The 17,028-nt window shown below is 45.2% G+C and carries 11 protein-coding genes; 5 read left to right on the top strand and 6 right to left on the bottom strand.

The window, feature by feature from the left end:
- Positions 1-85 precede the first annotated feature (85 nt).
- From F0364_RS12550 to F0364_RS12540, 3 genes are all read left to right on the top strand, one after another.
- Entirely contained in the window at positions 86-1,189 is a 1,104-nt protein-coding gene (locus tag F0364_RS12550) for an IS110 family RNA-guided transposase (RefSeq protein WP_153795953.1), read from the top strand.
- Between the two features lie 651 nt (positions 1,190-1,840).
- A complete protein-coding gene (locus F0364_RS12545; RefSeq protein ID WP_153798130.1) occupies positions 1,841-4,222 on the top strand; it encodes a transglycosylase domain-containing protein in 2,382 nt (793 codons plus the stop codon).
- A gap of 77 nt (positions 4,223-4,299) precedes the next feature.
- On the top strand, positions 4,300-5,187 hold the full coding sequence (locus tag F0364_RS12540) for an alpha/beta hydrolase (protein ID WP_153798129.1): 888 nt from the start codon (positions 4,300-4,302) through the stop codon (positions 5,185-5,187).
- Positions 5,188-5,422: 235 nt separating this feature from the next.
- Here F0364_RS12540 and F0364_RS12535 read toward each other — a convergent pair whose 3' ends face one another.
- The gene (locus tag F0364_RS12535; protein ID WP_153798134.1) at positions 5,423-6,433 is read right to left on the bottom strand and encodes an LLM class flavin-dependent oxidoreductase; all 1,011 of its coding nucleotides are present in this window, start codon (positions 6,431-6,433) and stop codon (positions 5,423-5,425) included.
- 608 nt (positions 6,434-7,041) lie between these two features.
- Between F0364_RS12535 and F0364_RS12530 the strand changes: the two genes are divergently transcribed.
- Both F0364_RS12530 and groL read left to right on the top strand, forming a co-directional pair.
- Positions 7,042-7,323, top strand: a complete 282-nt coding sequence (locus F0364_RS12530) for a co-chaperone GroES (protein WP_153798128.1) — start codon at positions 7,042-7,044, stop codon at positions 7,321-7,323.
- A 144-nt stretch (positions 7,324-7,467) separates the two neighbouring features.
- On the top strand, positions 7,468-9,102 hold the full coding sequence (groL, locus tag F0364_RS12525; protein ID WP_153798127.1) for a chaperonin GroEL: 1,635 nt from the start codon (positions 7,468-7,470) through the stop codon (positions 9,100-9,102).
- 84 nt (positions 9,103-9,186) lie between these two features.
- Here groL and F0364_RS29550 read toward each other — a convergent pair whose 3' ends face one another.
- The 5 genes from F0364_RS29550 to F0364_RS12505 all read right to left on the bottom strand — a co-directional run bounded on the left by F0364_RS29550 (position 9,187) and on the right by F0364_RS12505 (position 16,913).
- Entirely contained in the window at positions 9,187-9,447 is a 261-nt protein-coding gene (locus F0364_RS29550; RefSeq protein WP_503128350.1) for a T9SS type A sorting domain-containing protein, read from the bottom strand.
- A complete protein-coding gene (locus tag F0364_RS12520) occupies positions 9,368-10,984 on the bottom strand; it encodes a tail fiber domain-containing protein (protein WP_153798126.1) in 1,617 nt (538 codons plus the stop codon). Before F0364_RS12520 ends, F0364_RS29550 begins: the two co-directional genes overlap by 80 nt.
- Positions 10,985-11,265: 281 nt before the next feature.
- Positions 11,266-11,700, bottom strand: a complete 435-nt coding sequence (locus F0364_RS12515; protein WP_153798125.1) for a hypothetical protein — start codon at positions 11,698-11,700, stop codon at positions 11,266-11,268.
- A 394-nt stretch (positions 11,701-12,094) separates the two neighbouring features.
- The gene (locus F0364_RS12510) at positions 12,095-14,380 is read right to left on the bottom strand and encodes a GH92 family glycosyl hydrolase (RefSeq protein WP_153798124.1); all 2,286 of its coding nucleotides are present in this window, start codon (positions 14,378-14,380) and stop codon (positions 12,095-12,097) included.
- Positions 14,381-14,624: 244 nt separating this feature from the next.
- A complete protein-coding gene (locus F0364_RS12505) occupies positions 14,625-16,913 on the bottom strand; it encodes a GH92 family glycosyl hydrolase (RefSeq protein WP_153798123.1) in 2,289 nt (762 codons plus the stop codon).
- Positions 16,914-17,028 lie beyond the last annotated feature (115 nt).

Raw genomic sequence — 17,028 nt, 5'->3', positions numbered from 1 at the left:
AAGTGAGTCTATATGTAAAAGGTTTCGGTGCAGCGGCAGTCCTAAAATTAGGCTGCAAAGAAGAATTTTGCTAAAAAAAACAAATATGAAACAGCAAACTTCAGCCACAACCGAAACCTTGGACAAAGGTAGAAGCCTGATTGATTTCAGCGGCAAAATCATCTATGTAGGAATAGATGTACATCAAAAAGATTACCAGGTTGCCAAATTATTAAATGGGATTTGCCTGGGTAATCACCGTATGGGCAGCAACAGTGAAGACCTTATTAAACACCTGAATAGCCACTATCCGGGGGCCACATTTAAGTGTGTGTATGAAAGTTCGGCCTGGGGTTTCACCCTTCAGCGTTCACTGCAGTCCGCAGGAATGGAGTGCATCGTGGTTCATGCTGCCGATGTATCCACCAGTGATAAGGAGAAGAAAAGGAAGACCGATAAGGTGGATGCCTTAAAGCTGGCCCGCAACCATGCAGCCGGTGAGCTTAAGGCCATCCATGTACCGGGGGAGGATATTCAAAAAGACCGCAACCTGATAAGATTCCGCAAGAAACTGGTAGGGGATCTAAACAGGAGCAGGAACCGGTTGAAAAGCATATTGAAATACCAGGGCATCCAACTGCCGGCTAAATATGAAAAGACCAACTGGAGCCATAATTTTCTGGAATGGGTGGAACAGGAAGCTCAAAAAGACGAACGGCTGAAAAGCACTTTAGTGCTGATGTTGGAACAAATCAGGTTGCTGCGCCAGTTGCTGTTAAAAACGGAAGGTAAATTGCGGGAACTGAAAAAAAGCCGGTACCAGCAAAATACCAGCCTGCTGTTGAGTGTTCCGGGAGTAGGCCCTACAACAGCCCTGTGGTTTTTGCTGGAAGTGGGCGATATCAACCGGTTCAAAGGATTTGACGCATTGAATGATTTAATAGGTTTCTGTCCTGATACGGACAGCAGCGGCGATAAGGAAAAAGATACCGGTATTACCACCCGGCGCCACAAACAATTGCGCAGCCTGCTGATAGAAGCTGCCTGGCAGGCCATAAGGATAGATCCGGCTTTAATGGATTGTTATCAGGCATTAACCAAAAGAATGAAAGGCAACCAGGCCATTATCCGTATTGCCCGTAAACTGCTGCGCAGGATAAGGGCTGTTTTGATAAGCGGTGTGCCTTATCAAAAAGGTGTGGTAAAGTAACGGGAACAGAAATGAGTTTTTTTAAGCCATCCGGCTTACCGATAGTAATACAAAAGGAGCCGCCATGACGGCCCCCTCTATACTATCGTATAAGCACAGGCCCTATCGCTGGCAGGTTGTCCTCCGGCAGAGCCCGCTTCCTGTTCAGGCCGGTGCACAAACTTAAAAATCTAATTTTGAAGCAAACAGTATTATTCATATCACAGAAAGGTAATATCAAACAGTTATAAGGACTGCTTTTTGTGTCCTGCAGTTGCAACATACTGCTCAAGTGAGTCTGCAGCCTTATACTTTTACTTTATGGGATTAATAAAGATTTGCAGCGGCCATGTGCCGACTGCTGATAGGAGTTTCACCACCTGTGATAAAAATCTTTTTTCCAATGACTTAAAAAAACACAACATATTAACCTTGTTTTGCAACCTTTTTCAGGATGGCAGGCAGCGTATTCCTTTACATAGGAGTGACACAACAGGGGCTTAATAGCAATCCTGCTGCTAAGTACCAAATATAGCTTCTGCCTTTGCCGCAAAGCGGCAAGGCCCCATTTTTTAATCACCCTCACGGAAATTAGCAGTTTTATTACAACCACTTCTCTAAATTCGCAACATCTAAAGGGTTGGGTGCGTTTTAAATATCTCAATACAACTTATGTCAAAAGCAGTTAAATTATTGTGGCGTATTTTTTTTATTGGTTGCGGCGCCGTGTTACTGATAATATTGCTGGCCAACTGGGGCGTTTTTGGCAAAATGCCTTCCATTGAAGAACTGGAAAACCCTTCCGCCTCGCTATCCAGCCAGGTGTATGCGGATGATGGCACCCTGATGGGCAAATACTACCTGCAGGACAGGGTGAATGTAAAATTTGCTGATATTAATCCCAATATTATTCATGCGCTGGTGGCTACGGAAGATGAAAGGTTTTACGACCACAGCGGTATTGATATGCGTTCCCTGGCCCGGGCCTTTGCCTCTTTTGGCGGCGAAGGTGGCGCCAGCACCATTACCATGCAAACGGCTAAAAACCTGTTTACCGAAAACTGGAGCACACGTAATATTTTTCTGCGTATGCTGCAAAAGGTTAAAGAGTGCATTATTGCCGTAAAGCTGGAGCGCAACTTTACCAAAGATGAAATTATTACCCTGTACCTTAACACTGTGGCCTTTAGCGATAACGTGTTTGGCGTAAGAAACGCCTCCAAAACATTCTTTCAAAAAGAGCCAGACCGCGTTACGGTAGAAGAAGCCGCCGTACTGATAGGCATGCTGAAAGGCGCTACCTTATACAACCCGCGCCGCAACCCCAAACTGGCGCTTGACAGGCGCAATATTGTTATTAACCAAATGGTGCGCAACAATTACCTTTCTGCCGATGCGGCCTCTAAGCTAAAGCTGCAGCCGATAGATATGAGCCGCTACAAAAAGCTGGACGAAACTGCCGGCCTTGCCCCCTACTTTAGAATGGTGCTGGGCGAGGAAATGAAGAGATGGTGCAAAGAACATGAAAACCCTACCACCGGCGAGCCATATAATCTTTATACCGATGGCCTTAAAATATATACCACGCTAAACCCACGCATGCAATTGTATGCTGAGGAAGCCGTGGGCAAGCACATTGCTTACATGCAGAAAATACTCAACTCCCAGAGCGATGTAAAAAAAGGTACTGTTTGGAAAGGCCATGAAAATGTGCTGGAAGCGGCCATGAAAAGCACCGACCGCTGGAAAAACATGAAACGGGAAGGAACGGCTGAAAAAGAGATACGCAAAGCCTTCCAGGTGCAGGTACCCATGAAAGTATTTGCATGGAACAGCAAACGTGAAAAAGACACGATTATGACACCCATGGACAGCATTAAATACTGCCGCCAGATGCTGGAAGCAGGCTTTATGGCCATGGACCCCATGAGCGGTGAAGTGAAGGCATGGGTGGGCGGTATTGATTTTAAAACCTTTAAGTTTGACCATGTTAATCTTAATACCAAAAGGCAGGTAGGTTCTACCATTAAACCTTTGTTGTACAGCCTGGCTATTGAAGATGCGGGCTTTACGCCCAATACCCCGGTAGACGATATCCAGCAAAGTTTTGGCAGCCTGGGTATGGTGCCTGCTACAGGCGCCTCCTGCACGGGGCAAACCATGCCCATGGCGCAGGCGCTTGCACAATCCCGCAACTGCGCTACCGCCTTTATTATGAAACAGCTTGGCAGCAAGGGCGATGAAGGCTCCCGCCGCTTTGTGGATTTCCTTAAAACCTTAAACGTACAATCTAAAATACCGGCCTATCCATCCATTGCGCTGGGCAGTTGCGAAATATCGCTGATGGAAATGATGCAGGCCTACAGCATGTTCCCTGGCCGCGGCTTTAATGTAAAACCCATGTACATTACCCGCATAGAAGACAGGAACGGCAATGTGCTGCAAACCTTTTTACCGCAGCGCAAAGAAGTAATCAGTGACGTTACGGCTTACTCTGTCATAAGCATGATGCAGGGTGTAATGAAGTTTGGTACGGGCCGCCGCATGTGGAGTTATGGCGTAACCGCCGATGTGGCCGGCAAAACAGGTACTACCAATGATAACAGCGATGCCTGGTTTATGGGCTATACGCCCCAGCTTTTAGGCGGCGTGTGGACCGGCTGCGACGACCGCTTTATCCGTTTTAACAGCACTTCTGTTGGGCAGGGTTCTTCCGTAGCACTACCTATCTGGGCTTACTTTTACGAAAAATGCGCCAACGATAAAAATATTGCACTTGATAACAGCGCACATTTTGTAAAGCCGGAAGTAATGAGCAACGACATTATCTACGACTGGATTAATAATGTGCCTGTTCAACTGGGCGCGGAAGGAGAAGATGTGGGCAATGGCAGCTCGGCAGATTATGGCGATATACCGCAGGATGTGCAGCCGGAAGACATTACCCCGGAAAGTGATGTACCGGTTGACACCACAAGCGGCAAACCAAAACCTAAAGACAACAATAACCAGAACCAGCAACCTAAAGCTGTAATGCCCAAAAAACCGTATTAATGTGCTGTATGGCTCTGTGATGATGTGCCGGTAATACTCTTTTAAACACCATTACCAAATACACACAAATTCTAACCATGACACTACTGAAACGACTGCTTGCAAGCCTTGTACTGGCCGTTTGCATGTTGCCTGTTTATGCACAGCCCAACGGAAAAGTTATTGAAGAGCAAACCGTTAAAAGCACCATTATGGGCAGGGATGTGCGCTACACCATTTACCTGCCGGCTGATTACGAAACTTCCAACAGAACTTACCCCGTGGTGTACCTGTTGCACGGTTATACAGACGACCATACCGGCTGGCTGCAGTTTGGCGAAATAAACCGTTATGCTGACAAAGCCATTGCCGACGGCACCATTCCGCCAATGATTATCGTGATGCCTAATGGCGATTCCAGTTTTTACATCAACTCCTACGATGGTAAAGAAAAATACGAGGACTTTTTTATAAAGGAATTTATGCCCTCTATCGAAAAATCTTACCGCATAAAGGCGCAGAAAAGATACCGTGGTGTGGCCGGCCTTTCCATGGGTGGTTACGGCACGTTGATATATGCACTAAAATACCCTGACCTGTTTGCTGCCGCCGCCCCCTTCAGCGCCGCAGTATTAAATGATGCCGACATAGAAGGGATGTCTGCAGACGGCTGGAAGAATACTTTTGGCCAGTTGTATGGCCGCGACTTAACAGGCAAGGCCCGCCTGGGCAAGGCCTGGTACGATAATGCCATACTGAAAATAGTGGAAACAAAAACTGCCGACGAGTTAAAAAAAGTACGCTATTGGATTGATTGCGGCGACGATGATTTTCTCACCAAAGGCAACTGCCTTCTCCATATCGCCTTAACTGAAAAGCGGGTGCCCCACGAATACCGTGTCCGGGATGGCGGCCACACGTGGACTTACTGGCGTACGGGCATAACCGATGCCCTGCAGTTTATAGGCACAAGCTTTCACCAGTAATACATAAGTTTTTTTAAGAAGAAATATTTTCAGGGGTGCCCCCAAGCTGCGCAAGGGGTCGGGCTTTCCGCTCATACTCCGGCACAGAAGCCCTGCTGCGATGGCCTCACCGGGGTAACCGCTTCAATCCCTCACCCGAAGCCCGCAGCCAGTTGCAAGTTGCCTGTCCATGTCATTAAGTTAAGAAAACAAATGCCAGGTTCAAGCCTTGTAAATAGTACTTATTGTCAACATCTTACCCCAAATTAATTTCCTCTTTTATTTCTGCCACTATTTCAAAGGAGCGTTTTTTTACATCGGGGTCGTAAGTATTGGTAACAATCATCAGCTCATTAACCTGGGTAGCTTTTAGAAAGCCGGTAAGTTGCTGCTTAACAGTTTCTTTATCCCCGGTAAAACTGTAATGCCTCATTTGCTGTACAGCGGCGGCTTCCGCCGGCGTCCACAAATCATCCATGCTTGCCACGGGCTGTGGCAGCGGCTTGGGAAAACCCCTTACAAAACCAACCGCTAATTGCAGAAAAGAAGTAGCTGCATAGCTGGCCTGTGCTGTGGTGTCGGCGGCAATTACATTTACCGCAGCCATGCTGTAGGGTTGCTGCAAAAAAGCAGACGGCTTAAACTGCTTCCGGTAAATACTTAATGCATCCATCAGATAAGCAGGCGCAAAATGGCTGGCAAAAGCGTAAGGCAAACCCATTGCCGCAGCCAGGTAAGCACTATCCGTGCTTGAGCCCAATATCCATACGGGCACATTAGCACCTTCGCCGGGTATAGCCCTTACACTTGCTTTTTTATTATCAGCGGAAAAATAACCCAACAGCTCGTTTACCTGGTCAGGAAAGTCGTTGGCTGCAAACCTGTCACGGCGCAATGCAGCAGCGGTTACCTGGTCTGTGCCAGGTGCACGGCCCAGGCCCAGATCAATACGGCCTGGGTATAAAGCATCCAGCGTTCCGAATTGCTCGGCAATAACAAGCGGCGAATGGTTGGGCAGCATAATGCCTCCTGAGCCAACACGTATGGTTTGGGTACCATTGGCTATATATCCTATCAGTACAGATGTTGCTGCGCTGGCAATGCTTTCCATATTATGGTGCTCGGCCAGCCAGTAACGTTTGTAACCAAGCTGCTCGGTGTACTGCGCCGTAGCAAGGCTGTTGGCAAATGTATCTGCAATGCTTTTTCCTTCCCTTACAGCAGCCAGGTCAAGAACAGAAAACTCAACCGGTTGCCCTGTGGCCATATCATTCATCAGGTTAACTTTTAGTAAACTGCAAATTTACCGCCCATAGTTGTAAAGAATTGATAATGCTGTTGTGCAGGCATTTCGTTATGCGATATTTTTAATGGTCCAGGCAGAACTACATTCACAACCTGCTTTAAAGCAACATTTAGTTGCTTTTGCCAGGCTGTGCTTTAACTCCTTACCTATTTACCATATCTGGGCCATTCGTGTTCTACTGTCACTTGTGAGCCAAGTATATGGTGCAAATGGTGAGAAAAGCTGCATAGAGAATCCGAACGCACAAGAGTGCGACGCAACGGAAGCCCAATAGCAGCAGTCCTGCCGGGCCCATAAAGTTTTGCCCGCTGCTAATATGTAGTTTGCTTGTAATCATTATAGTTCTGCCTGCTACATAAGCACGGGTTACCTGCCCGCAAAGTGAAATTTTGTCACAGCCTGATAATATCCTTTATTTGCAGCCCGATTGTTTATGCCAACTCTTCTATCAAAACTGCCTAAAGCTTTAACAAAAATGAAATTTTGACTTTTTGATGGCAGTGGCACAATAATCGTGGAGGTGGAGATACTAAAAATTCAACTGTTAGATAATAAAAAACAATACAATTATGGCAAAAAAGCTCAATGTTACCCCTCTTCATGACAGGGTGATTGTGAAACCGGCTCCTGCTGAAGAAAAAACTGCCGGCGGTATTATTATTCCAGATACTGCTAAAGAAAAACCACAGCGTGGTACCGTTTTAGCTGCCGGCCCGGGAAAGAAAGATGAACCAGTATCTGTAAAAGTTGGCGATACTGTATTGTATGGTAAATATGCTGGCACAGAAATTCAGATTGAAGGCCAGGACCTGTTAATAATGAGAGAAAGCGATATACTGGCGATTGTTTAATGCCTGCTGTGGCTAGTAAAAACACCACAACCTCACACAAGCACCATCAGTTTACAAGCTTTATACCAGTCTTTTTAAAGTAAAATGTTACCGCACTTTGCGGATGACAAGAAAGAAAATTATCATCTAAAAAAACTTTGTAATATGGCAAAGCAACTCTTCTTCGATATTGAAGCAAGAAACAAAATGAAAAAAGGCGTTGACACACTGGCCAACGCTGTTAAGGTTACATTGGGCCCTAAAGGCCGCAATGTGGTGATTGAAAAGAAATTTGGCGCTCCTGCTGTTACTAAAGACGGGGTTACCGTTGCCAAAGAAATTGAACTGGAAGACCCCATTGAAAACATGGGCGCCCAGATGGTAAAAGAAGTAGCATCTAAAACCGCTGATATTGCAGGTGACGGTACTACTACCGCTACTGTACTGGCCCAGTCTATCATCAGCGAAGGTTTGAAAAACGTTGCTGCCGGCGCTAACCCCATGGACCTGAAACGCGGCATTGACAAAGCTGTTGCCAAAGTAGTTGACAGCCTGAAAGCGCAGTCTCAAACCATTGGTAACGACAGCAAAAAAATTCAGCAGGTAGCTTCTATTTCTGCCAACAACGATGAAACTATCGGCAAACTGATAGCTGAAGCTTTTGGCAAAGTAGGTAAAGAAGGCGTTATTACGGTTGAAGAAGCAAAAGGTACTGATACTTATGTTGACGTTGTAGAAGGCATGCAGTTTGACCGTGGCTATATTTCTCCTTACTTCGTTACCAACAGCGAAAAGATGGAAGCAGAACTGCAGAACCCCTACATTCTTATCTACGATAAGAAAATCTCTGCAATGAAAGACATCCTGCATATTCTTGAAAAAGTTGCACAGGGTGGCCGTCCATTAGTAATTATTGCTGAAGACCTGGAAGGCGAAGCACTGGCTACGCTGGTAGTAAACAAACTGCGTGGTACATTGAAAGTTGCCGCTGTTAAAGCTCCTGGCTTTGGCGACCGCCGTAAAGAAATGCTTCAAGACATTGCTATCCTTACAAAAGGTACCGTTATAAGCGAAGAACAAGGCTACAAACTGGAAAATGCCGACCTTACATACCTGGGCCAGGCTGCTTCGGTAACCATTGACAAAGACAATACCATCATTGTTGGCGGTAAAGGCAAAAAAGAAGACATTGGCGCACGTACCAACCAGATTAAAGCACAGATTGAAGTAACTACTTCAGACTACGATAAAGAAAAATTACAGGAACGCCTGGCTAAATTAGCTGGTGGTGTTGCCGTACTTTACATAGGCGCTGCTACTGAAGTGGAAATGAAAGAAAAGAAAGACCGTGTTGACGATGCCCTGCATGCTACACGTGCCGCTGTTGAAGAAGGCATTGTACCTGGTGGTGGTGTTGCTTACATACGTGCTACAGAATCTTTGGAAAAATTTAAAGGCGCTAACGAAGATGAAACTACCGGCGCTGCCATTGTAAAACGTGCTATTGAAGAACCCCTGCGCCAGATTGTTGTAAACAGCGGCATCGAAGGTTCTATCGTGGTACAGAAAATTAAAGAAGGCAAAGCTGACTTTGGTTTTAACGCAAGAACTGAAGTGTACGAAAACTTACTGAAAGCTGGTGTTATTGACCCAACTAAAGTAACTCGTATTGCTTTGGAAAATGCGTCTTCTATTGCTGGTATGCTGTTAACAACCGAGTGTGTTGTTGCTGACAAACCAGAACCTAAAGCTTCCGCGGCTCCTGCTATGCCAGGTGGCGGTATGGGTATGGATTATTAATCTTATCGCATACACAAATAGTAAAGGGCTGCTCCGCTTGGGCAGCCCTTTATGTTTTAAATTGCTGTGAATACTTTATAGTGATTATTTAACCACTACCATTTTTTTTGTGCCCACCAGCCTGCCATCTACCAGCAAAGCATAACTGTAGGCGCCTGAAGCAAGCGAAGAAGTATTAAGATTTATACGGCCCCTGCCCTGCCCGGTAACGTTTATTTGTTTTAAAGTTTTACCCGCCGCATCATATATAGCTATGCAGGCACTATTAAAAATTTTCCGGCAGGTTATAATTAATAGCTGTATTGCCCTTAACAGGGTTGGGTGAATTTTGCTCAAGCCAGGCATCTGTAATTTCCGCAGCCAACACCGGTATCTTTTCCCTGATTAAATTCTTTAGTTCATCAAGTTCTTTGCGCAGCTCTGCATTTTCTTGCTTCATCTCATCGTTTTTTACAGAGAGTTCCTGTACAGCTTTTACCAGCGGCACTACAAAGTCTGAATAGCGAAGACTGTATAAATCATCATCACTTTTAGGCTTGTCAACAGCGCTGAAGTCATAGCCGGTTTCCTTAGCAGCCGCTTCCACATCTTGTGCAATAAACCCGCTATAAAGCACGGCTTCTTTTTCCCTTGCATTTTGTTTGTTAATTGCCGGGATAACAGAAGGCTTCCTGTTATGCTCTCTCGATTGTTTTTTCATAGCCATGCGTTCATCAATGCCGGTAATATCCAGGTGGTAGGTAACAGGTTTAAGCTTATTGATAAACGCCAGGCCCTGCACATTTTCCCGCACATCCTTCTTGTATCGTCCGTCTGATATATTGCTCCAGCCAACATAGCCGCCAATGCTTGTAACCTGGCTGTTGCCTACACGCACCTGGTTATCAGCAGTGGTACGTGCATCAAACCCCAATGCGGTAGAGTTGGTAAGGCCATCTTTATCTGAAGATGCAAGGGCGCCAATAAAAGTATTCCTGGATGCATTGGTATAGTTATCCCCTGCTGCATAACCCAGTGCCGAATTATATGCAGATGTATCATTATAAAACAATGCATTCCACCCGCTGGCGGTATTAAAACTACCCTGCGGGTTATAGGCAAGGGCCTGGCTGCCACTGGCGGTATTGTAATTACCGGTGGCTGTAAAATTTAAAGCGCCACCGCCAATAGCCGTATTTTCTGACCCCTGCGAATTATTGTACAAAGCATTTACTCCATACGCTGTATTACCGTTACCGGTACTGTTAAACGTTAGCGCCCAGGCGCCGCCAGCGGTATTAAAAGACCCTTTATTGTTTTGGTTAAGCGCATAATAACCGGCCGCGGTATTTTGTTCGCCGGTTGTATTTAATTCAAGCGCGTTAGCCCCAAGCGCCGTATTCTGCACACCACCAATGTTTTGTTTTAAAGCATAATATCCAACTGCAGTATTTTCCGCGCCATACTGATTAAACAACATGGCCTGGTAACCAAAGGCACTGTTATTAAAACCTTCTGTATTTACCCTTAAAGCCTCATACCCTGTTGCCGTATTTTTGCTGCCCGAAGAAAGGGATGATAACGCATAAAAGCCAAGCCCGAGGTTAGATGTGCCTGTGGCGGTTGTTTTGCCGGCAAACGGGCCTACAAAAAAATTATCTGTGCCCACCTGGTGAAAGGTAAGCCTGTTGTTAAGATAAATACTGTTGCCCAGGTAAAGCCGGCGCCACCATTTACTGGTACCGCCCAGGTCTTTAAGATTGTTGGATACAGGCATTAAGTTCTGGTTTACGGCCGTTACAGCATTAAGGTTTGACAAAGATTGATTGGCCTGCGCCGTAGCGTTTGCTGAATACAACAGCATTACCGCCAGGGGCAGCATTACACTAATAGTGGATTTCATTGAATAGCATTTTAATTTAAATGGTTGAATAAATACCGAGTATGTACTACATACAGCGGAACCAACGGGGAGAAATTAATTAGAAAAGAATGGTCACGGGTTGTTGTATAATGAATGCAAATTTATAGGTATACCTTTTATAACGAAAGCGTAACCAGGTGTTTAAATTGATTTTTAAGCGCTTTTTCGCCAACGCAACATCAATGCATGTACATTGCTAAAAAGTAATGGACACAAAAAAGCCGCATGACCAGGATCATGCGGCATCGCGAACAAAAATTTTATTTGTTGTACGGCCTTACACTTCCGTTTGCTGTTACTTCAAGGATAGTCTTTTTGCCGCTCTGTTCAATTGCTACATAAAAGTTCGAAATTCCGTCGTTCAGTTTATTAAACTCTATAGCTTCTGTAAACACGGCGCCCTGGTATTTTTTTGTAATTTTTTCCATGGCAACGGCAGGTATTACTTTAAGGTCAACATTGTGGCTGGTAGCTATCAGTTCGCCGTTCTGGTCATAAAATGCTTCTGTTTTTACATCGTTATTCTTAAAGCTTACTTTGGTAAACTCCCCTACCGTTTTAGCTGCTACATCTGTAGCTTCAGGAAAATGGTTCAGGAATTTATCTGCCCCGCGAAACTTAAGTTTACCTGTACCTGCAAACGTTACTGCAAACAAGGCTAGTACACATGTGGCGATTAGAAATACTTTTTTCATAATAGTGATTTTTAGGTTTTTACAATGTGGTTGTTCACTATTACTTGGCTAAACAAATGCCAATTAGCAACTGGCATTCAACCAGTTGATTAACAGCATGTTTACACTTCTTTCACAATTAAAAAATGTCCGCTAACGAACACTTTAGCGTTCATTAGCGGACATTTTTACAGTGTATTTCATACACTAACTTTTCTATTAACAGGGGCTGTCAGCAGCAGGATTTTTACTGGTGCTTCAGTACCGGCTATTCACTCCAACCCCGCCGCAAAAACCAAACGCACAAGGCTTCAGCGGGGTTTTCGTTTCTATCCGGCATCCCTTCATCTTCACCAATACTGACCAGGCTTTTCAGCCCTCAAACACCAGGGCAGGATAATAAAACTTTGTGCTGTTATCGGTGTTTACTGCTCATATAAAACACCAACTTGCCCCCGTTCATAATTTCGTCGTGGGTAATGTATCGTCTGTTGAGGTTTACGCCATTCAGCAATACTTTCTCTACATACACATTCTTATCAGACTGGTTAATGGCTTCCACTTCAAAAGTTTTACCGTTTTCCAATTGCAGCTTCGCCGCGTTAATAGCCGGGCTGCCAAGGGAATATTGATCGCTGCCGGGCGCCACCGGATAAAAGCCCAGTGCAGTAAACATGTACCAGGCGCTCATCTGCCCGCAATCATCATTGCCGCCAAGCCCTGCAGCCTCCGGGTGGTATTGTTTCTTCAATATCATCCTTGTACGTTCCTGTGTTTTCCAGGGCTTGTCTGTCCAGTTGTACAGGTAAGCAACGTGGTGAGAAGGTTCGTTGCCGTGCACATAATTGCCAATAATACCATCCCGGGTAATATCTTCTGTTTCCGCGAAAAATTTGTCAGGTAAATCCATCGTAAATAATGAATCAAGGTGCTGTACAAATCGTTTATTGCCCCCCATTATTTTAATCAGTTCTTCGGGGTTGTGTGGCACATATAAGCTAAAGTTCCATGCATTGCCTTCAATAAAACCCTGGCCATGTGTGCTAAGCACATCAAACTCTTTTTTAAAACTGCCGTCACTAAGCCTCGGCCGCATATAACCAATAGAGGCATCGTACACATTTTTATAATTGGCAGAACGCTTCATGTATTGTTCATACACATCCATGCGGCCCAGTTTTTTAGCTGCCTGGGCTATGCACCAGTCATCATAAGCATACTCTAAGGTGGTTGATACGGATGTGCCGTTCTTATCCGCAGGAATGTAATTCATATCAAGGTAATAACCCAGCCCATCAAAGCTTCTGTTGTTGGCAGTTATTATGCAGGCGTCCAAAGCTTTATTGGCATCAAAACCGGTAGTGTTGCCCTTTACAATGGCATCCGCCAAAACAGAAACTGCATGATACCCTGTCATACACCAGTTTTCGTTGGCGGAGTTTGACCATACAGGCAGCATATGTTCCGCACTCTGGCCATAGTGTGCCAGCATAGAACGCACCACATCCGCATTGCGTTTGGGTTGCATAATGTTCAGGAACGGGTGAAGGGCCCGGTAGGTATCCCACAAAGAAAAAGTAGTGTAATTGGTAAAACCATCGGCTTTGTATATGTTCTGATCTATACCACGGTAAGAGCCATCCACATCCATGTAAGTGGTGGGGTTGATAAATGCGTGGTACATGGCGGTATAAAAATTCTCTTTGTCCTCTTGCGAAGCTGTAGTGATAACAATTTTATCCAGCTCTTTTTGCCATTGCCACTGGGCTTCATTTTTTATTTTGTCAAAATTTTTACCCGCGGCTTCCGTTGCCAGGTTAAGCAGCGCACCTTGCGTGCTAACTGCGGAAACGGCCAGTTTAACTTCTATTGCTTCTGCTTCATTGGTTTTAAAATCAAAATAAGCCCTGAACCTTTTAGCAGCGAACTCCGGGAAGTTTTTACTTTGGTCAAACTTGCGCCAGAAACCTTTATATACCTGCTTAGGAGAAAAATCTTTGTTGCCGTATTGATAAAATGGTTTTGAAAAACTTATCGCAAAGTATAAAGTTCTTGTTCTGCCCCAGCCGTTAGTTTGCCGGTAGCCGGTTACCAGGGTATCATTCTCTACCCGCAGGTAAGTCCAGATAGTTTTTTCATCATAGTTATAAATACCGCTCATTAAATCCAGGATTATATGGGCACTGTCAGATTTAGGAAATGTATAACGGTGCACCCCTACCCTGTTGCTGGCTGTTAGCTCGGCGAGAATATTGTACTTATCAAGCTTTACCTTGTAATATCCTGCTTCCGCTGTTTCATTCTCATGGCTAAAGGTTGACCTGAAACCTGTTTCCGGCTTGTCTGCAGTGCCAGGGTTTAGCAGCAGTTGGCCTACGGTTGGCATAATTGCGAAGTCGCCCAGGTCAGAGTGGCCGGTACCGCTAAAGTGTGTATGGCTAAAGCCTACGATGGTTTTGTCATCATACTGGTAGCCTGCACAATACCTGTAAACATCGGGGTTGTACTTGCCGTTCATTTCGTACGGTATGGTATCCGTGTCCGGACTTAACTGCACCATTCCAAAAGGCACTGTGGCGCCGGGAAATGTATGGCCCATATTCTTGGTGCCCACAATAGGCTTTACATATTGAATGGTATTTTGAGCCTTTGTAACCAAAGGCAAAGCAAGCAGAAAGATAGCCAGGCGTTGTAAAATCATGGTGGCGGAGGTTTTAAGCGAAGCAAATATAATGCTTTGCTAAAACGATTTAAACTTAAAAGATGAATCCTCTGGCCGTTACCTTCCCGCAGCAGGCTGCACAATGCCGCGTAGCGAATCCAACCGTACAAGTGAGTGACACAACGATGCCTCATAGCAGCACCTGAGCCGGGGCAATAAAAAAGCCCGTTATGCAGGTGTTTTCACCTGCATAACGGGCTTTTAGACAATAGCTTACAGTGAGCTACTCATTCTTTAAAGAGAAAGAATAAGGGACTGCGTCGTTGCCGGCACCCCTTTGCTTATTGGGCTGGCTGCCCATGGTAAACTGCATGCTGCCACCCTTTTGTATCTCGAAATGATTTACCCAGTTTTTATTCCAGGTAGCATTATTGAATTTTACATCCTGCACGTAACGCTTGCTATCGCTGTTGGCAGCAGCGCTGATTACAAACTGTTTTCCATTCTCCAGCTTGAGCACTGCTTTTTTAAACAACGGCGCCCCCAGCACATATTGGTCTGTAGCAGGACAAACAGGATAAAAGCCCAGGGAAGAAAACACATACCATGCAGAAGTTTGCCCATTATCCTCGTCTCCGCAGTAGCCATCGGGTGTTGGCTTGTACAAACGGTTTAACGATTCGCGGATCCAGTACTGTGTTTTCCAGGGCTCACCGGCATAATTGTACAGGTAAATCATGTGCTGTATGGGCTGGTTTCCATGGGCGTATTGGCCCATGTTGGCAATCTGCATTTCGCGTATTTCATGTATTACAAAACGGTAGTAGCTCTCGTCGAATACCGGCGGCATGTTAAATACGGAATCAAGCATACCAGTGAACGCTTTTTTACCACCCATCAGGTTAATAAGGCCCTGCACATCATGAAACACAGACCAGGAATAATGCCAGCTATTGCCTTCGGTAAAAGCATCTCCCCATTTAAGCGGGTTAAACGGCGATTGAAAAGTTCCATCTTCATTTTTACCACGCATCAGTTTGTGCTCAGGGTCAAACAGGTTGCGAAAATTCTGGCTACGTTTTTTGTACAGTTCAATTTCTTCTTTGGGTTTGTTTAAAGCTTTTGCCAGTTTGTAAATGGTAAAATCGTCGTAAGCGTATTCCAGGGTGCGGGCCGCGTTTTCATTTATGCCCACATTATAAGGCACATAACCCAGCTTGTTGTAATAAGCAACACCCTTGCGCCCAACAGCAGTAAGCGGGCCTTCGTTGTTGGCCCCATGCAGCAATGCCTGGTAAAGCGTTTCAATATCGTAGCCGCGCAAACCTTTCAAGTATGCATCAGCCACAACAGAAGCGGAGTTATTACCCACCATTACATTGGCAAAACCGGGGCTGCTCCATTCAGGCAGAAAGCCGCCTTCCTTATAATCGTTGATAAGCCCTTCCTGCATCTCTTTGTTGATGGAGGGGTACATCAGGTTAAGGAAAGGATACAGGGCCCTGAATGTGTCCCAAAAGCCGGTACCTGCAAACATATAACCCGGTAATACCTGGCCATTGTAAGGGCTGTAATGCACTATCTTGCCTTCTGCATTTATCTCGTACAATTTGTTTGGGAAAAACAATGTACGGTACAGGCAGGAGTAAAAAGTACGTACCTGGTCAATACTGCCGCCCTGTACTTCTATGCGGCCCAGTGTTTTGTTCCAGGTATTGCGGCCTTTTTCAGCAGTGGTTTCAAAGCTGTCGTTGCCCAGCTCTTTAAGGTTTAATTCTGCCTGCTCAGGACTTATAAAGGATGAAGCTACTTTTACATTTACCTTTTCCCCACGGTCCTTAATGTCAAAACCAATGGCAGCGCCGGCATGGTCATCCTGCAATTCCAGCCTGTTCTGTTCTGCTTTGTCGCCAGTCCATGTATAGGTTAGTTTAAAGGGCTTGTCAAACACCAGCACAAAGTAGTTCTTAAAATTGTCTGGCACTTTGTGGCTATGCCTCGTTGAATAGCCGACAATTTTATTTTCAGCAGGAATTATTTTAATGTAAGAGCCTTTTTCAAAAGCATCTACCACTACAAAAGCGCTGTCTGTTTCAGGAAACGTAAACCTGAAGTGTGCCGCTCTCTCCGTTGGGGTAATTTCAGCAGTAACATCATGGTCGGCAAGGTAAACGCTGTAGAAGTAGGGCTTTACCGTTTCTGCCTTGTGAGAGAACCAGCTTGCCCTGTCGTCTTCCTTAAACACCAGTTTGCCGGTAACAGGCATAAGCGAAAACTGGCCGTAATCGTTCATCCAGGGGGAAGGCTGGTGGGTTTGTTTAAAGCCCCTTATTTTATCCGAAGCGTAAGTGTATTGCCAACCATCTCCGTTTTTGCCGGTTTGGGGCGTCCAGAAATTCATTCCCCAGGGCAAGGCTATGGAAGGGTAAGTGTTACCGTTGGAGAGGCTGCCCTTTGAGTCTGTTCCCATAAGAGGGTTAACCCAGTCAACCGGGTTAGCAACATTGGTAACTTCCTGGGCCTGCACTGGGCCGTAGAAGGCTGTGGCAAGAAAAAATAAAAGTCTTTTCATATAAGTTTTTTGGTGCCAGAAATCATAAGTTCAGCCGCAAAGATGTGACTAAGCATTGAAATTTTACAATTATCAGCCGGATTGTTTTTAGCAAACTAAAACATTTTAGCTAACA

Source organism: Foetidibacter luteolus (assembly GCF_009650435.1).
In the GTDB taxonomy this organism is placed as follows: domain Bacteria; phylum Bacteroidota; class Bacteroidia; order Chitinophagales; family Chitinophagaceae; genus Foetidibacter; species Foetidibacter luteolus.
This window is presented reverse-complemented; position numbering and strand designations above follow the sequence as displayed.